The 17,496-nt window shown below is 60.2% G+C and carries 14 protein-coding genes, 1 tRNA gene and 6 pseudogenes; 8 read left to right on the forward strand and 13 right to left on the reverse strand.

The window, feature by feature from the left end:
* Positions 1-9 precede the first annotated feature (9 nt).
* A pseudogene (ppsA, locus tag ACVWW1_RS16190) lies at positions 10-2,431 on the forward strand (phosphoenolpyruvate synthase).
* Between the two features lie 45 nt (positions 2,432-2,476).
* Here ppsA and ACVWW1_RS16195 read toward each other — a convergent pair.
* On the reverse strand, positions 2,477-2,827 hold the full coding sequence (locus tag ACVWW1_RS16195; protein ID WP_456656517.1) for a hypothetical protein: 351 nt from the start codon (positions 2,825-2,827) through the stop codon (positions 2,477-2,479).
* Between the two features lie 61 nt (positions 2,828-2,888).
* Here ACVWW1_RS16195 and ACVWW1_RS16200 point away from each other — a divergent pair, with 61 nt between their 5' ends.
* Complete coding sequence (locus ACVWW1_RS16200) at positions 2,889-3,317, forward strand: universal stress protein (RefSeq protein ID WP_456656518.1); 429 nt, start codon at positions 2,889-2,891, stop codon at positions 3,315-3,317.
* A 407-nt stretch (positions 3,318-3,724) separates the two neighbouring features.
* Here ACVWW1_RS16200 and ACVWW1_RS16205 read toward each other — a convergent pair whose 3' ends face one another.
* Positions 3,725-3,880, reverse strand: a complete 156-nt coding sequence (locus ACVWW1_RS16205) for a hypothetical protein (protein WP_456656519.1) — start codon at positions 3,878-3,880, stop codon at positions 3,725-3,727.
* Between the two features lie 685 nt (positions 3,881-4,565).
* Between ACVWW1_RS16205 and ACVWW1_RS16210 the strand changes: the two are divergent.
* The 3 genes and pseudogenes from ACVWW1_RS16210 to ACVWW1_RS16220 all read left to right on the forward strand — a co-directional run.
* Positions 4,566-4,934, forward strand: a pseudogene (locus ACVWW1_RS16210) (SDR family NAD(P)-dependent oxidoreductase); the annotation flags it as partial.
* Positions 4,935-5,027: 93 nt separating this feature from the next.
* Positions 5,028-5,156, forward strand: a complete 129-nt coding sequence (locus ACVWW1_RS16215) for a hypothetical protein (protein WP_456656520.1) — start codon at positions 5,028-5,030, stop codon at positions 5,154-5,156.
* Between the two features lie 312 nt (positions 5,157-5,468).
* Positions 5,469-5,579, forward strand: a tRNA-Gln gene (locus ACVWW1_RS16220).
* A gap of 343 nt (positions 5,580-5,922) precedes the next feature.
* On the opposite strand, the gene ACVWW1_RS16225 is transcribed toward ACVWW1_RS16220, so the two are convergent.
* From ACVWW1_RS16225 to ACVWW1_RS16265, 9 genes and pseudogenes are all read right to left on the reverse strand, one after another.
* Positions 5,923-7,521, reverse strand: coding sequence for an MBL fold metallo-hydrolase RNA specificity domain-containing protein (locus ACVWW1_RS16225; protein WP_456656521.1), 1,599 nt, complete (start codon positions 7,519-7,521; stop codon positions 5,923-5,925).
* A pseudogene (locus tag ACVWW1_RS16230) lies at positions 7,518-8,439 on the reverse strand (ribose-phosphate diphosphokinase). The gene ACVWW1_RS16225 and the pseudogene ACVWW1_RS16230 overlap by 4 nt, the downstream one beginning before the upstream one ends.
* Positions 8,436-9,984 (reverse strand): annotated as a pseudogene (locus ACVWW1_RS16235) (thymidine phosphorylase family protein). The pseudogenes ACVWW1_RS16230 and ACVWW1_RS16235 overlap by 4 nt, the downstream one beginning before the upstream one ends.
* 6 nt (positions 9,985-9,990) lie before the next feature.
* On the reverse strand, positions 9,991-10,113 hold the full coding sequence (locus ACVWW1_RS16240; protein ID WP_456656522.1) for a hypothetical protein: 123 nt from the start codon (positions 10,111-10,113) through the stop codon (positions 9,991-9,993).
* A 290-nt stretch (positions 10,114-10,403) separates the two neighbouring features.
* Complete coding sequence (locus ACVWW1_RS16245; RefSeq protein ID WP_456656523.1) at positions 10,404-11,099, reverse strand: VIT1/CCC1 transporter family protein; 696 nt, start codon at positions 11,097-11,099, stop codon at positions 10,404-10,406.
* 17 nt (positions 11,100-11,116) lie between these two features.
* Positions 11,117-11,698, reverse strand: a complete 582-nt coding sequence (locus ACVWW1_RS16250) for a cytochrome b (RefSeq protein WP_456656524.1) — start codon at positions 11,696-11,698, stop codon at positions 11,117-11,119.
* Between the two features lie 151 nt (positions 11,699-11,849).
* Positions 11,850-13,242, reverse strand: a pseudogene (locus tag ACVWW1_RS16255) (sensor histidine kinase).
* Positions 13,239-13,904 carry a response regulator transcription factor gene (locus ACVWW1_RS16260; RefSeq protein ID WP_456656525.1) on the reverse strand — a complete coding sequence of 222 codons (666 nt, stop codon included), beginning with the start codon at positions 13,902-13,904 and terminating at the stop codon, positions 13,239-13,241. The pseudogene ACVWW1_RS16255 and the gene ACVWW1_RS16260 overlap by 4 nt, the downstream one beginning before the upstream one ends.
* Entirely contained in the window at positions 13,905-14,204 is a 300-nt protein-coding gene (locus ACVWW1_RS16265) for a PepSY domain-containing protein (protein WP_456656526.1), read from the reverse strand. It lies immediately after the preceding gene.
* A 185-nt stretch (positions 14,205-14,389) separates the two neighbouring features.
* Between ACVWW1_RS16265 and ACVWW1_RS16270 the strand changes: the two genes are divergently transcribed.
* Complete coding sequence (locus ACVWW1_RS16270; protein WP_456656527.1) at positions 14,390-14,635, forward strand: hypothetical protein; 246 nt, start codon at positions 14,390-14,392, stop codon at positions 14,633-14,635.
* Positions 14,636-14,776: 141 nt separating this feature from the next.
* Here ACVWW1_RS16270 and ACVWW1_RS16275 read toward each other — a convergent pair whose 3' ends face one another.
* Positions 14,777-15,334 (reverse strand): Spy/CpxP family protein refolding chaperone, encoded by a 558-nt coding sequence (locus ACVWW1_RS16275; RefSeq protein ID WP_456656528.1) that lies wholly within the window; start codon positions 15,332-15,334, stop codon positions 14,777-14,779.
* 155 nt (positions 15,335-15,489) lie between these two features.
* A complete protein-coding gene (locus ACVWW1_RS16280) occupies positions 15,490-16,059 on the reverse strand; it encodes a cytochrome b (protein WP_456656529.1) in 570 nt (189 codons plus the stop codon).
* 212 nt (positions 16,060-16,271) lie between these two features.
* Between ACVWW1_RS16280 and ACVWW1_RS16285 the strand changes: the two are divergent.
* Both ACVWW1_RS16285 and ACVWW1_RS16290 read left to right on the forward strand, forming a co-directional pair.
* Positions 16,272-16,523: pseudogene (locus ACVWW1_RS16285) on the forward strand (AI-2E family transporter); the annotation flags it as partial.
* A 70-nt stretch (positions 16,524-16,593) separates the two neighbouring features.
* The gene (locus ACVWW1_RS16290; RefSeq protein WP_456656530.1) at positions 16,594-17,301 is read left to right on the forward strand and encodes an AI-2E family transporter; all 708 of its coding nucleotides are present in this window, start codon (positions 16,594-16,596) and stop codon (positions 17,299-17,301) included.
* The last annotated feature ends 195 nt before the right edge of the window (positions 17,302-17,496 follow it).

Consider the following 17,496-nt stretch of genomic DNA (forward strand, 5'->3'; position numbering starts at 1 on the left):
AGAAGCACCATGAACGCTTCTGTTTACACCCGATGGTTTAAGGATATCCGGCTTGAGGATGTTCCCCTGGTGGGGGGCAAAACCGCCTCGCTGGGGGAGCTCTACTCGGCGCTCGCGCGGCACGGAGTCAAAGTACCGAACGGCTTTGCGCTGGTCGCATCGGCTTATCGTGACGCGCTGACAGAGGCAGGAGCCTGGGACGAACTCGGCGGCCTGCTCGCTGGCCTGGACAAGCGGAACATTGCGGATCTCGCCAAGCGAGCTCGTGCAGCGCGTGCCATCGTTTACGCTGCGACTGATCAGGAATATCTGCGCCGCGAAGTTGCTGACGCCTATCGGCAACTGGAACAAGAATACGGCGCCAATGTCGCGGTTCGCGGTGCGAAGTTCGGCGACTGCCGAAGACCTGCCGACCGCGAGCTTCGCGGGACAGCACCAGAGCTTTCTCAACGTTCGCGGTCCGGATGACCTCGTGCTCGCATGCCGGCGATGCTTTGCCTCGCTGTTCACAGATCGAGCGATCTCCTATCGCATCGACAATGGCTTCGATCATTTCAAGGTCGCGCTATCCGTTGCGGTCATGAAGATGGTCCGCTCCGATCTCGCGGCGAGTGGCGTGATCTTCACGCTCGACACCGAATCCGGGTATCGCGATGTGGTCTTCGTGACCGGAGCGTATGGCCTCGGCGAAAACATTGTCCAGGGAACCGTGGACCCGGACGAATTCTATGTACACAAGCCGACATTCAATAGCGGTTTCCGCGCCGTCCTCTCGCGCCGAATGGGGACGAAGGAAATGCGGATGGTCTATGCAAAAGGACACGCAACCACCCGCAACGTTGCGACGTCGCAAGCGGCTCGCAAACGGTTCTGCATCGACGACAAGAATGTCCTGGAGCTCGCGCGGTGTGCCATCGTCGTGGAGAGCCACTATTCTCAAAAAGCCGGCGCGCCTACTCCCATGGATGTGGAGTGGGCGAAAGACGGCAGCGACGGCGCGCTCTATATCATTCAGGCGCGTCCGGAGACGGTGGCATCTCGCCGCGGCCCCGAAGCGCTGGAAAGCTATGCGCTCAAATCAACGGGCAAGGTTGTTGCCGCTGGCCGCGCCGTCGGTGAGAAGATCGCCACCGGGAAGGTTCGGCTGATCAAGAACGAACGCGATCTTCGCGCTTTCAGGCCTGGCGAGGTACTGGTTGCCTCCGCGACCAGTCCGGACTGGGAACCGGTGATGAAGACCGCAGCTGCCATTGTCACGGACCACGGCGGCAGAACCTGTCATGCTGCCATTATCGCCCGCGAGCTCGGAGTGCCGGCGGTGGTCGGCACCGAAAACATCACGCGGCAGGTGAAAACTGGAATGTCGGTCACTGTGTCCTGCGCGGACGGCGACATCGGTCATGTCTATCATGGCGCACTACCGTTTTCGGTCGAGCGGATTGCGACGGACAGACTGGAACGACCGCACACCGAAATCATGGTCAACCTTGGCAATCCGGAAATCGCCTTTAAGACGGCAATGGCGCCGAACGACGGCGTCGGGCTCGCGAGGATGGAGTTCATCATCAATCAACATATAGGGATTCATCCGATGGCGCTTGCGCAGCCCGCGAAGGTCAAATCCGCGCGCGATCGCCGCTCAATCAAGCTCCTCACCGAGCGCTACCAGAAACCGTCCGATTTCTTTGTCGAGCGGCTTTCGGAGGGTGTCGGCACCATCACCGCGGCCTTCTATCCGCGCCCTGTCATTGTCAGGCTTTCCGATTTCAAGACGAACGAATATGCCAACCTATTGGGGGGCGTCGACTTCGAGCCGAAGGAGGAGAATCCAATGCTCGGGTTCCGCGGCGCCGCACGGTATGCTCACCCGGCCTATGCCGAGGGCTTCGCGCTGGAATGCGCAGCGCTGCGCCGCGTGCGTAACACGATGGGACTGACCAACCTCAAGATCATGATTCCGTTTTGCAGGCGCCTCGATGAGGCGCGCAATGTCATCGAAGCCATGGCACGTCACGGCCTTACCCGAGGCGAAGGCGGCCTTGAGATATTCATGATGTGCGAGATTCCGAACAACGTAATTTTGATAGATCAGTTCGCGAAATTGTTCGATGGATTTTCGATCGGCTCCAACGATCTGACCCAGCTCACGCTGGGCGTCGACAGGGACTCCGACATCGTCGCGTTCGATTTTGACGAGCGCGATCCCGGAATGCTGCAAATGCTGACAATGGCGGTGAGAGGCGCCAAGCGCAGCCAGCGGCATGTTGGGATCTGTGGCGAGGCGCCGGCAAACTATCCTGAGATCGCGAAATTCCTGACCGAACTCGGCATCGATTCGATCAGCGTCAATCCATCGAGCGTACTGCGTACGATGGCTATCGTCCGTGAAGCTGAACGGAGTATGGCTAAATCGACGGTTGTCGCAAGCTAGGTGCTTTTGTCGCGCGCCTGCGACAGTTTCAGCGCTTCGCAAACTTCATTGTTTTTCACGACATCCTGAAATCGGCGCTCTTCCTCCAGCTCGAGAAGAAGCGCCCTCGCGATTGATCTCCGCTGTCTTCGAACCGTTCTCGTCCTGCTTTTTCCGCGCGCGCTCATTGCGCTCATGCATGAGCTTTAGCGCTTCGCGCACTTCATCGTCGTCCAAGGCGTCCCGCACTCTGCGCTCGTCATTCTGCTGCTCAGAAAGAAGGGTCCCGCGATAAGTCTTCGCTGACGGCAAACAATTCTCTTCTCGCTTCTTCCGCATCTCTTTGGTCATTTGGGCATTCTCCGAAATAACCAAAGAATGGAAAACCCGGCCATCAGGCTGCTTGAGCGAGATCAATATCTTTCTGTTTTTTTAAAGCTAGCTTTTGAGCGGTTGCCGACGCGAAGGGACAAATGTCATGACAACCATCATGGTGGCTACCGACGGATCTGCGGGAGCAAGTCGCGCAGTCGAAGCCGCGGCAGAGATTGCCAAAGCATTGGCATGCAATCTGCTGATCGTGACGGTTGCAGATCGCCTCCTGGGAGAAGAGGTGCGGCAACTGCCGCAGACCGGGGTCAGTACCGGCGACGTGCTGGAGGCCTTGGCGGCCCAGACAGTGAGAACCGCGGAAGCCCACGCGCGACGGCTCGGCGCGCAACGCGTCGAAGTCAAGACGAGCTGGGGTGACGTTACTCAATGCCTACTTGATTTGGCGGTAAGCAGCTCAGCTAAAATGATCGTCGTCGGGCGGCGGGGTCGCGGTCAATTGGCCGGCTTGCTGCTTGGGAGCGTCTCTCAGAAGCTCGTCGGCCTCGCGCCCTGCCCCGTCGTTGTGGTCCCCTAGAGAGGCCATAGAATGAGCCTCCGTCCAGTTTCATCCTCCGGCTCGCCAAGCCACTGAGAGGGCCCCTAGCGGGCTTTGTGAATCGGGGAAAAGATCGACTATCAGCGAATTTTGGCCGTCGCGCCCTAGCGCGACACCTGCGGCAGCTCGTTGCCATCGCCCGTCCGGGGTGTCTCTCCTCCTAGAAGAAACTTTGCGCTGGTGGAGGTTGTCGATTCGGACCTCACGGGGAGCTGGAGCTGCGAAGCTTGAGTGTTCCATGGAAAGATCAGATGAGCGTTCACACGAATGTATCACAGTCGCGCAAAAGGCTCTCAACTGTCCTATGCTTGGCCCAGGTCTGGGCCGGAGACGATTATATCGCCCGTACTGCTGCGTCTTGTTCGAGGAGAGCGACAACATGCAGATCAAGACGATTTGGGAATGGCATTACTCGGCGGCGGTTCTTTTCCCTGCTCATCCGTCAGCAACTTCACGAGCACGTCTCCCTCCGCGTCGGTGTGCGTCTCCGCGAGACGTTTTTTGAACAGGGCCAGGTTCTCCCGGTGGATGAACTTTTCCATAGCTGACCTCACTAACCGTGCAAGAAGCTTATTTTTGGGGCGGGAAGCGCCCGCGATCCAGCCTCTGCAAGCCATCGACTTCATGGGATCTTCCGAGCTTCCAACCGTTCTGATGACGTGCATCGCCTCTGGGCCCCCCTCGCACCCGGGAAAATCGAACATGGAGAACTCATGATCTAAAGGCGCATCTGCCGCTGTCATTTCGAAGCGGCACCGCACGCCGTCGGGCTGAGTGTGGGGCATGATGCTCCCCATGATAAGGCGGGAGCAGAACACTGTCTGTCGCCGGTGAATGCCGAGGTCGGAGCGGCGATAAAAGTAGGTAGATTCCTCTTATGTCCGGGCGTCGACAGAAAATGTAACCTCCGACGCACACAAATACGGACAGCGTTATGCATAAATACTACCGTCGTTTTGCGCGTCGGCCGATCACTCCCGGTGAGGCCCCCTCACAAAACGGCCGCTTCTCCTGAGGCCCGCCACATATTGGGTGGGAGATACATGATAGCGGGAGACCAGACCCCAGACCGCTACATCCCGATACCCAGTTTTGAGGATAGTGGTCACGACGCTAAGGGCGACCAGAAGCGTGCTTGGCAGCGCCTCGCGAACACCACCACCCCTGCTACGTCCCCTTTGCGAAGGGGTCACGCCGGACACGAATATCAGATCACCGAACGCCGCGGCAGCCAAGGAGATGCTGAAGCAAGGATCCGGACACATCGTCCAGATCACAACTAGCCTCGACGAGAACGCAAGCAGCAGCGCCCCTTCGGTGCTGGCATCGCTGACGAAGGGCGGCTCGAACGCGGCAACGCGATCGCTCGCAATCGAATACGCGAGCAAAGGAATCCGCGTCAACGCCGCGGAACCCGGCGCGATCAAGACGCCGATGCAAGCACCCGAAACGTTCGACTTCCTGGCCAAGTTGCATCCGATCGGGCGGATGGGAGAGGTGCGCGATGTTGTCGACGCGGTGCTTTACCTCGAAGGTGCCGCCTTCGCGACCGGCGAGATCCTGCACGTCGACGGCGGACAGAGCGCCGGACATTAGGCGGGCAATCGCGTTGCATGGATGGGCGCCGCGGCCAGCATCCGCGACTTCGAGGTTAGCCTGCAATAGCGGGCCGATTTCATTCATCTCGGCATGACTTTGAGCCTGCGGCGGGAGGCAGCACTGGACGAGATCGCTGTGGCAGCCGCGCTCCTGTTTGCCAACGGACAGGCCACGGAGCAGACCTTCGTCACCGCCGAGCGCCTCGGGCGCGCCGAGTAGAGTGCTGCCAGATCACTCACAGCGACCTGGTTGCAGGTTCGAACCCCGGCGGCTCACCAAAGCCCCCCATAAGAAGTGATCCCTGCCCTGCTCGGCCGCTTCACTATTAATGAGCGTTCGCGCTTCCTTGGACATCAACCAACGGCGACCGCCGACGCTAGACTTCAATAGATTTTTCTTGATCTCCCGGTGCACACGTCGTGCACACTCCGCCCCCTAACCAACTGAAAACCTTGAGCTCCCGCTCCAATCCATCATGGGCAAGCCAGAGCTAGCTTGAGAAGGTGTCGTCGAAGGAGGTCAAAAATAGCGGCATGCGTACTAACATCGTTAGAGGGCGGCTACCATTCCTCCCCCAAGGGGCCCCTTGGCGTTGCCCTCTGAAGGCAGAGGTCACACGTTCGAATCGTGTCGGGTGCGCCAATTTCTCCCTTGTTTTGCAGCGCTATATTGCTCGCCTGGACTGAAACTCGAGTTCGCCTTTGCTTGGCCGAGTAAGCAACCCAGAGGAAAATCGTCGCCGAGTGCCGATTGCTTGGAACTGACGATTACGGTCGGAAGCTCGCCAATCTGGGGAACGCCGATCTTATTCGCGCTCGCAAGCCGCCGCTCACACTTATGCAAACTCGATTCGCATGTTCTTGGGTTCTATGCATGAGAAGCGTCAGGCGCGAACATTCGTGCTCTCTCTCCTCAAGGTCACCTGGGAGCGGTGATGACCGTGTCCTCTTGCCTCCCCACCAGTGATTTCAAGAAAACTGGCAGATCAACCGGCTACTTCCAGCGCACGCCGCAATCTGCGAACGATGATGCCACGAGCCCGATCATCCGCGGCTGCTGCCAGTCGATCGCTGATGTCTAGGACGAGCTTCGACATGTCGTTATGCCAATCGAGCGCAACCACCGCCTCGGGCGCAAGCCGCCGACGACGGGACACGTCCAGGGAGGTCGGTGGCGCTGTCGATAACGCAAAAATATCATCCAGCAGCGGCTCAAACACCCGGGCCGCCGGAATGATCCGTTCGGAAACGCGCTCCGCCAGCCCGTTAATGGCGGGCTCCTCGCCATGAACCAGAAACAGGCCCCGCTCGATTGGCCGGCGCGCGGCGATCCAACGCGCAAGCTCGGCGCCATCAGCATGTCCCGAATAATCGTCGATGCTTCGGATGGTGGCCGCGACCCTGATTTCGTTGCCCCAGAGCCGAACGGCTTTCGCACCATCAACGAGAAAACGGCCCAGTGTTCCCCGGGCCTGAAAACCAACCAGCAAGACGGTGGCGCGCGCGTTCCACAGCCAGTTCTTCAGGTGGTGCCTGATACGTCCGGCGTCGCACATGCCGCTGGCGGCGATGATAATGTGAAAGCCGGTCAGTCTTGCAATTGCCTTGCTCTCCTCCACTGTTTCGGTGAACCGCAACTGCGGCGAATTCAAAAGCCTGCGTGCGTCGACGTCCTGGTCAAGGCTGGATGCGTGGTTTCGGAAGACCTCGGTGGCGTGGATCGCCAGGGGCGAATCGAGAAAAATTGGCGCAGCCGGCACTTCGCTGCGCTCCATCAGGTCTACCAAATCAACGATCAGCTCCTGGGTGCGCTCCACCGCGAAAGCCGGTATCAGGAGCGGGCCTTGTCGGGCGGCAGCCTCGCGAACCTCCACGGCGAGCCGCGCACGGCGGGCGTCGGCCGCAATGGGCGACCGCTCGCGGTCGCCATAGGTCGATTCGGAGATAACGTAATCGAAACCTGCCGGCGCTTCCGGATCCGGCTGCAACAATTTGGCGTCTGGGCCGATGTCACCTGACGCAAGAATCCGCAGCGGTTTTCGCAAGGCGTCGCCATCGACGCATTCGATTTCGATCGAGGCCGAGCCGAGCAGATGCCCAGCATTCCAGTAGCGAGCCCGAACGCCGGGAAGCACATCGTTCCATTCTTGGTAAGCAACCGGCACAAATGACTGCATCGCGGAGACCGCGTCGGCCTGCGTGTAGATCGGCGTAACCTCCGCGCGCCCGCGCGTCGCGTTGCGGCGGTTGAGCGCGGCAACCTCGGACTCCTGGATGCTGCCGGCGTCCGGCAACATGTAGGAGCAGAGATCGATGGTGCCGCGCGTCGCCAGGATGTGGCCGGCAAAGCCGTTGCGCACGAGCTTTGGAAGCAAGCCGCTGTGGTCGATATGGGCATGGGTCAGGAGCACGGCATCGATATCGGCTGGGCGAAATGGAAAGGCGCCGTAATTCAGCTCTTTCAAGGTCTTGTGGCCTTGAAACAATCCGCAGTCGACTAGGAAGCGTCCGGATCGAGTTTCGAAGAGATGGCAGGAGCCCGTCACCGTGCGCGCGGCGCCGCAAAACTGGATTGTCACACTCATCGGGAGCCCTCCGTAGGTCCTGGTCGAAGCATTTCGCTTTTCAATGCGTCGACGAAAAGTTCGTCAAGCTCGATGGCGTTCGTGGGGTGCGGCACGCTGTTTGTCGAACGGATCGAACGAATGCCTGATCGAAGCATCTCGCAGCCGAGCTCTTCGGGAAACAATGCGTGCGTGACGACGGCATCGATCGCGGTTGCGCCGGACGCCGCCAGCGCCCTAGCGCAGGCGATTAGGGTGCCGCCCGATGAACACGATATCATCGACGATCAGGGCGGGACGGCCGGCAATACGCGCAGGCTCCGGGAAGTGAAGCTCGACGGAGCGGTCGCCTGCACGGCTCTTTTGCGCCACCGTCGAGGACAGTCCAAGGCGGCCGGCGAGATCGGCTATCCACGGCTGCGATTCCGCATCCGGTCCGATGACGATGGTCGCGGGATCAATCCCGGATTTGCGCAGTTCGTCTGCGATGGCCGGCACCGCCGACAGATTGTCGGCTTCGATTCCCGGAAATACTGTTCTGATCTCCGCCGTCCGATGGAGATGCGCGTCGACAGTGATCACGCGATTCACGCACGCTGCGAGCAGCGAGCCGACAACGTTCTGGCTGATCGCTTCGCCTTCATGGAACGCGGTGTCCTGGCGCATGTAGCAAAGATAGGGCGCAAGGAGGACGAGGCGCCTGGCACCACCGCGCCGCAGCGCTTCGGTTGCGAACAGAAGAGCGATGAGTTTTTCGTTGGGTCGGTCGAGTGAAGCATAGAGGATTGTCGTAGGCGACGACGGTCCGACGGTCACCCGGATTTCAGCGTCTGGAAAGTTATGGATGGCAATCTCGCGCGACGGCAGGCCCAGCCGTTCGGCAAGCCTGGCGGCCTGGCGCGACGAGGTCGGCAAACTTTGGATGCTGGCCGCGCTCACGGCGCTGTCCTGCTGGACGACGTCCGCGAATTGACGACAGTGTAGCCCGGATTCGTCTTTGCGGCGCCGACGGCAAGGTCGAGTTCGGACTGGTCGAAGGCGTAGATGCGGTACAGAGGCTGGCCCTTTTCGACGCGGTCGCCGACCTTCCTGAACAGCTTGATGCCGGCGCCCTTATCGATCGGTGCGCCCGCCGTCCGCGCCAAGCGATTGAGCTGCAGGCAATTGATGTCAGCCACCTCACCGTCGTCAGCCGCGATGATATCGAAAGTCAGTTTGCCGATGTCGGCGCGGCAGTGGCAAGGACCCTGTGCGTCGATGATCTCCTGCATCTTCTTGAGCGCGGCGCCGCTGTCGAGCAGTTCGCGGGCGCGCGCATAACCGCTGCCGCCGCGCATTTGCGGGTCATATTCCAGAAGATGTGCTGCAAGCCGCAGCGATTTTTCGCGCAGGTCGGCCGGTGCGGCGCGGTCGTTGCTGAGGACGGCCATGACGTCCGCGGCTTCCAGAACCGGACCGATGCCGTTGCCGATCGGCTGGCGGCCGTCGGTCGTGATCGCTTCGACGGATATTCCGAAATGATCGCCTACGAACTCGAACAATTTGCGCAACCGCATCGCGTCCGCGGCGTTGGCAAGTTTCGCCGTCGGGCCGACCGGCAGGTCGATCAAAAGATGGGTCGAACCGGCCGCGAGCTTCTTCGACATGATCGAAGCCACCATCTGCTCGCGGGTGTCGAGGCTGAGCGGGCGTTCAACGGAGATCAGGATGTCATCCGCCGGCGACAGATTGACGTGTCCACCCCAGACCAGACAACCGTGGCAGGCCGCGACGATTTCCTTCATCTCCTCGACGTTGACATCGACCCGGGCCAGCACTTCCATGGTGTCGGCGGTACCGGCCGGGGAGGTAATCGCCCGCGAAGACGTTTTGGGGGATGGTCAGGCCGTGTGCGGCTACGATCGGCACGACAAGCATGGACGTGCGGTTGCCCGGAATACCGCCGATGCAATGCTTGTCGACGACAATCGGGCTTGGCCATCTCAACTGCGTGCCCGCCCGCGCCATCGCCTCGACCAAGGCAAGCAGTTCGCCTGAGGTCATGAAGCTAGCTGAGCCGATCAGGAACGCTGCAATTTCCATATCGGAATAGCGATAGTGCGTGACGTCACGAATAATCGCGTCGATTTCGGCGGGCTCAAGCGTGCGGCCCTGGATCTTGTTGCGGACGGCATCGAGACTCTCCGGCGAGGCCGCGGGGCTCACGGTGACGAGCCGGCCCACCGGCTCGGCGAAACGCCGAAACGCCGGCTCGGAAAGGCCGAGTTCGTCCGGACCCACCAGCGTGTCTTCGTCGGTGATCAGGAGGGTAGCAAGCAGGACGTGCGAATTACTGCGCAATTCGACCCGACTGAAGCCGCGAAAGACTTCGGGCTGCAGAGCGCTAGAATGGCGCGAAATCACGACGACGTTTTCCCGGCCCGTATCGAGACTAACCCGACGGATTTTCAGTTGGGGGCGGGAAGTGTTCGTGCTTTCGGCCATGGACGGTCAACGCCAGATCGGGATTGGAAGTGCGACCGTTGCCGCGATGAAAGCCTCGGCTTCAACTACGGAGACGGGCGTCCGGTCCGGATACCTTGTGGGTGTCAGCAGGACTTCCTGGAACGGCATGGAGCTCTCCCTCTTAGCCAAAAACCTAGCTTTCCCCTGAGCGTCGGTGTTTGATCCATCGCAAGAGGCGGTTGCAGTGCAATACAGCCAAGATGGCGGGTTATTTAGTTGTAGGCACTATCACCTTCAGCTCGCAGCAAAGGGTATGATTCGAGCGCAGGAATTATCATCCAGGGTCCCGGGGTTCGAGTCCTTCCTCCGCAGCACCGCGCCCGCTACCCGAGCGACATGAGGTCCTGACCAATGGGTGGCACAGCACGGCCCAAACGATGAGCGGCGCGGCGACGACTCTACCCAAACAGATGAGCAAGCCAATAGGCCGCACCGGCGGCGAGCCCACCGACAAGCAGCGTCTGCAGTGCTGACTTGATCTTATTGACGCCGGTGAAATGTCCTTTGACTGCGCCGAAGCACAGCAGCGCGACTCCAGTCGCCGCGACGGAGATCTGCAGTGCCGTCGTGATGCTATGCGCCACCATATAAGGGATCAGTGGAATTAGCCCGCCGACGATGTAGGAGCCGCCGATCGTGACGGCGCTGATCGGGGCGCGCTTTGGGTTGGGCCGCTCGAGGCCCAGTTCGAAACGCATCATGAAGTCGACCCATCGTCGCCGGTCGGCTGCGATCCCGTTCACGACGTTTTGGAGAACGTTTCCCTCCAGGCCATATTCTCGGAAGATCGTCTCGACTTCCTCGATCTCCTTTTCGCGCAAGTGATCGATTTCGTAGTTCTCCCGGCTTTCCTCGGCCGCGTAGTGCTCTGCGTCGGTGCGTGCCGCGAGATAGCCGCCAAGGCCCATGGCGATGGCACCAGCGACGACTTCGGCGAGGCCGGCCGTAACGATGACGTCCGTACTGACCACCGCCGCCGAAAGGCCAGCCGCCAACGCAAATGGCACGGTCAGGCCGTCGGCCATGCCGATCACCACATCGCGCACCGATTCTGATGCCGTGAAATGCTTTTCGATGTGCGGCGTGGCAGGCATGATGATCCCCAATCGGTTTAGAGTTTTTGCGAACTCACAAAGGGTCGAGATCGCGCGACAGGCAGCATGCGCAACAGAGTCCGATCCCGGAAAATGTAATGGTGGCCGAGCGCCGCGGCTGCGTGAAGTCCGATCAGTGCCATCATGGCATTGGCGAGCAGTTCATGAACTTCCTTGACATCATGCGCGAAAGCGCGATCAGCGAGCCATGGGGAGGCCAGTTCGAACAGGCCCAAGACTGGCAATGCGTGCCCGCGAGCAAATTGCACCACGATCCCGGCAACCGGGACGGCAATTAGGGTAACGTAAATAAGGTAGTGAACGACCTTTCCGGCCCACTCGCCCCAGGCGCCAAGCGACGTCTCTTCCGGCGCGGGAGGCGGGTCGCTAAGGCGCCAAAACAGCCGAGCGACCACGAAAGCGACGACGGCGAGGCCCAGTGACATGTGGACAAATAGGCCGGTCTCGCGCGGCGCCCCACGGGGCAATTCGTCGCCGAATTGTCCGGTGACCCACGCGCCCAAGACAAGCGCAACGACGACCCAATGCAGCGCAATCGCGATCGCGCCATAACCTTGCGATGAATTTCGAACGCGCATGTTGAAATCTCCATCCGAAGACTAGTGGCCAGCCGGTCGTTTGCCGTTGACGGAAGTCAAGGGCTGGCCGGCCTATCGGACGCAACCGATAGCTCACGTGGGCCGTCGCCTGGCTGACCAGCACTGTCAGCGAATTGTCAGGATGAGCGGGTTAGGCCGCTGCGCTTTTGTGCCCTTCGGCGCGGATATCGCGATCAGTACCACGAGCGATCGTCACCCTTGCGCCGCCCAACTCCGAACGGGTGATCTGAACCCGCCATCCATAGGCCTCAAGGACGTCCTGGACGATTGCCAAGCCCAGGCCCGTGCCCGAACCCTGTTCGTCCAGTCGTCCGCCTCTTTCGAGCACACGCACAATTTGCTCTTTGGGAATGCCTTCACCATCGTCCTCAACGACCACGGATAGCGGTTCGGCAATGGCCGTGATGCTGACCCGCGCCTTGGCATGCCTCGCAGCGTTCTCAAGGAGATTGCCGAGTACCTCGGCAAGATCGGTGCGATCAAGCGGAATGCGCAAACCTTCTGGAATTGAGCGCTCAAATCGAACTCCTTCGCCGTAGGGCGTCCGCGCCAGCGTTGTCAGAAGCGAGCTTAGGAGGGGATAAAGCTCGGTCACCGCTGCTTCGGTATTGCGCGCACCGCTGCGCAGCCGAGCGAGCGCCAGCTCCCGATCGACATAGCGGCTCATGGAATCGGCAACCGCTTCGATATCCTGAGCCATTTTGCTGTCGCCGCGTTCTCGGAGGCGCGCCGCATCGGCAATCAGCGCCGCAAGCGGCGTCTTGAATCCGTGAGCCAAGTCAGCCGCGCGGCCACGGGAACGCATGATCTCCCGCCCCTGGGCGTCGAGCAGCGCATTGACTTCCTCGACCAGCGGCTCCACTTCGCTCGGCACGGCAGTTGGAAGATGTCTGAGACGGCCGGCCCTGATATCGGAAATGCCGCGTCGAAGCAGGGCAAGCGGACGGAGCCCAAGGCCGACTTGAATTAAGGTTGCGATCGCCTGCACGAGCGCGAGCAGCCCGAGCGCGACGGACAGATCCTTGGCAAAGGCCTTTACCGCTACCGCTGCCCTCGACAAATCCGATGCGACAGTCGCCCGAACGCGCATGCGCCGATCGCCGGCGGTCATCAGCACGCTACGTTCTGTGACGAGCACGCGGGCATCGCCCGGCCACATTGACCTCGTGCTGATGCACTTCGCTGGGGCCGGGCTCATCGGGCGGTAAGCGGAGCGTCGTATCCCACAACGAACGCGAACGTAGCATCTGGTCGCGATCGTCCGTTACCTGCCAGTACAGGCCAGACAGCGGCTCCTCGAACCTGGGATCGGCAGGTTGCCGGGTAATGACGAGGCGCCCATCAGAACCGATGTCGATCCCGGCAAGCAACTGCCTGAGATGGACGTCGAGATCAGCCGCCATCGTACGCGACACATGACGCTGAAACAAAAGCACCAGGCCTGCACCTGCCACCCCGAGCGCGACGAGGATGGCGATCATGCCACCGGCGACCAGACGAAGCCGTAGCGACGCCCATCTCATGGGTGCGTCTCCGGCACCGAGTAGCCGAACCCACGCCGCGTCTCGATAATTTCTTGTCCAAGCTTCTTGCGAACCCTGCGTACCAGGACCTCTAGCGCATTTGAATCGTGCTCCTGCCCTGGCCCATAAACGTTCTCGTCCAACTCGTGTTGTGGAACGACGCGGCCGCGATGGCGCAGCAGGTGGGCGATGAGGCGATATTCGAGCTGCGATAGCGCGACAGGTACCCCGCGGAGGCTGACCTTCATCTGACGTTCATCCAACGTCAAATCACCCGCGCTCAGCACAGAAGAAGCATGACCGGAGGACCGCCGGACGATCGCCCGCAATCGTGCGAGCAGTTCCTCGGTACGGAATGGCTTTGGCAGATAGTCGTCGGCGCCAGCATCGATGCCGTCCACCCGCTCGGCCCAGCTGCCGCGCGCCGTCAGGATCAGGACCGGCATTTGGCGTTCGTTGGCCCGCCAGCGCTTGAGTACCGAAAGCCCATCCATCCCGGGCAGACCGAGGTCGAGAATGACGGCACCGTAATCTTCTGTATCGCCGCGAAACCAGGCCTCCTCGCCGTCGCCAACCGTCTCCACCACGTAGCCGGCGGCTTCCAGCGTGCGTGCAACGTCGGACGCAATCCGGGGATCGTCCTCGACCAGAAGCACGCGCATCTACTTTACCTCGATCTGTTCGATATTGCCGCTATGCGCGTCGACGTGCACTTCTAGGACGCGGCCGCCACGATCGATCACTCGAAGCTCGTAGTGCCAGCGGCCCTCTTCGCGGTTGATTTCAATCCCTGTGATGTCGCCGGGCACCCTGACCCGAATCTTTTCCAGGATTTTGGACAGCGGAAGAACCTCGCCAGCCTCCACGACCCGGCGTACCGCTTCCCGGTGCTCGGGATCGTCGTCGCGCGCGCTCGATGGCGGCGCTGTTATTGCCACAAATGCGGCGGTCAGGAGTGCCATTCGGACCACGGTCGATAGGTGGTGCAGGCGCATGCGTTTCCCAGTTGAATGCGACGCCAAATATGCCGAAATTGACCTGACATTTGACTGACATGGATCAACGGGGCAACATCAGCGCCTTCGCGTCAAGGTCGCGGTCAGCCGGACGAATGATCGGCCGGCTCAAAGCGAAAGGAAGACCGACGATGCGCAAAACACTGATCCTGACGACCGTATTGGCCGGAATTGGCGGACTGGTGGCTGTAGCCCAAGCGAACCAAGACAGGGTGCTGGGCAAGGATAACTCCCAGGTGACGACCCAGACTGAAAGCGTCCGCAAGGACGGCGAGCATCCGGGCGCGCAGCGCGACGAGCGCTCGCACGAAGCTCGCGAACGACATCGTGAGGAGCGCAGGGAACCCCGTGAGCAGGAAGACGAGGATCGAGACTAATATTCCGGTGTGCAAGCCCAGAGCCGGCCTACCGGCTTCGGCGTCGATACTACGGACAGAGAACAAGCGGGAGCCCAGCTCTGCTCTTATCGCCAAGTTTGCCGCTGCGGCGCTGCGCTCTCTCGTTCTCTGTTCCTTGGATCACATCATGCCCATTGGACTCCAGAACAACTGATCCGCAGATTTTTTCTGACCGTCGGTGAGCGCGGCGTATAGAGGCTTGAGCGCCTTGTCCATGGCACGCATCGCATCGAGTTGCGCGCCCATTAGCTGTTCATTTTGGTCCAGCCGGTCCGGCAAACTTACCTGAGAATCACGCTTCCCCATCATGGTCGTGCAGCGGGCAATCATGGTTTTCGCATTGTCGCGCGCGGCGGCAGCGTAGGCGTTCCAAAGCGGCTCCTGTGCATCCGTTACCTTAAGCTCCGCTTTGAGGTAGGCTAGGCGTCCCTCGATATGGCTGCCCATCGCGTTGCAGATTGCTTCCGCTGATCTGCTCCTTCCCATCATCCAAGGGCCCATAGCGCCATCGCCCATCATGCCAGGCCCCATGAACCCGTAACCCATCATCCCGCGGGGGCCCCAGGACCATCCGGGCGACGCGCCTTGCTGCGCGGGCTGGTCCTGGGCAACTGCTGTGCCGAAAATTGCTACCGCGATAGCGAGCACAACCATCGCACTCTTGCTTAGTACTCTCACGACGTTTCTCCTCCTCATAGGACGAGTGAACACATGAATGATTGTCTTTAGCCGCATCCGCCACCTTGATTTTGGTCAAGAACAAAACGACGCGAGAATTCGGCCATGGCGCTGGTAAGAATCTTTTCCGCGACCGCGGGGAGTACAGAATAGCTTCACATCTGCTTGCGCAGGCGGGGCAGCATGCGTCTTAGAGTGTTGTCGCCAAAAACAATATGATGCACAAGCGCGGCGACCATATGAAATGCCGCCAAAATCACGAGAGCGTTGGCCAGAACCTCATGCACTTTCTTGACGTTGTGCGCGAATACTTTGTCAGCGAGCCAGGGCGATGGAATTTCTCCAAGCCCGAATAGCGGTAGCGAGTGGCCTTGTGCGAACTGCAGCGCGATGCCGAAAGCAGGTACCACCACCAAGAGTCCATAGAGGACGTAGTGCATCAACCGAGACGCCGGATCGGTCCACTCTACCAACCATCTGCCGAACTCGGTGGGTACGCTTTCCGGTGGCGGGTTTGCGATGCGCCACGGTATCCGCACGATTGCGACCACCAGAATAGTCAATCCGATCCAGATATGCGTCAGTAACGCGGAGCTCTGCGCCGACTTCTCGGAAAGCTCTTCACCGAACATGCCTAACGTCCAGGCAACGATAACGAGAAGAACCGTTACCCAGTGCAACGTCTTGGCGACCGGTCCGTAGTCATCGCTCGCGACGTTCTTCATGGCTTGACCCCTCGGATAGCAAAAGTAGGCCGTTCCCGAGCGCTCGAAGTTGATCTGAATCAACGGGAAGATCTCTCTTGTAGCCTGATGTGTCACTTGCGGATTGCACGCCTCTCGGAACCTAAACGATCATGGAAAAATTGGACATTGTCGCCTCGCGTGAAGCAGTGGAGCCGACGAAATCGACCGGCCCCTCATTCGCGCACTCCGTTATGGTGCTTTGTCTTGTAGGTGTAGTTGGCCTCGCTGTTTGGAAGCTTTCGGACGTCCTGGTGCTTGCTTTCGGGGCTGCTCTTCTAGCCTTGTTGTTGCGAGGCCTCGCCCACGAGCTAAGCCGCCGAACCCGAATACCAGAGGCCTGGGCCGTCTTGCCGGTCGTGCTCACGCTCCTCGGATCTATTGTGGCAGTCGGCTGGCTGTTCGGCTCTCAAATCGCATCACAGTTCAACCTACTTGCGAAGGACCTGCCGCAAAGCCTCACACAACTCGCCCGTGAATTCGCATCGAGTTCATGGGGCACGTGGCTTCTCGGGCATGCGCAGGACATCAATCTTGGCAACGTCACTGCGCCAGTTGCGAGTTACGTTGCGGCACTGTTTGGTTCTGTCGTCCGGACTGTCCGCCTACATCGCCGTTCTGCTGTTCGCAGCATTGTATTTCGCAGTGCAGCCCACTCGATATGTTCAGGGTCTGTTGCGGTTGGTACCATCGCCCGGGCGGGACGGCGCAGGGGAAATGCTCCAGCTCGTTGGAGTCACTCTCAGGCGCTGGATCATTGGCCAATCGATCACAATGGCGGTTGTGGGCACGCTGACTGCAATCGGCTTGGCGTTGCTCGGCGTCACTGCACCCATAGCATTGGGTTTGATTTCGGGCATGTTTGCTTTCGTTCCCTATGTTGGTCCGATCCTAGCCTCAGTGTCCGGGATCCTTATGGCTTCGATGCAGGGGCCCGTGCTGGTGGGCTATGTCGTTGCCCTCTATGCCGGCATCCATTTCGTGGAGGGTAACATCATCACCCCGGTGGTTCAGGCGGAGGCGGTCGAACTTCCTCCGGGTCCTCACTCTCTTTGCAACTTTGGTCTTTGGCCTTTTGTTAGGCCCGGTCGGCGTGTTGTTGGCAGCTCCGCTCGCCGTCGTCCTGCTCGTCGCGGTGAACGCGCTTTACATCGAGGGGATACTCGGCGAACGTCGTATCTGGCCGTCCGCGTACGAGCCTCTCTGGAAACTAGCGTTCGATAAAGCCGCCGGCGCGCACCAGTCCAGGCACCCGTGATTAGAAGGATCAGGCCGGATACCTCGCTCTCGCGGCATGAACGTTCACCGACCTCCCGGAGACCGGCATTTGGGCTCCCGGCTCTTGTTGGGAACCAAAAGGGCTAGGCGGCATTGCGCTGGTCGTAGTCGCTATGCTGGAAAAGCCAAAGCTGGCCACGA

The sequence above is a fragment of the Bradyrhizobium sp. JR3.5 genome, assembly GCF_054057015.1.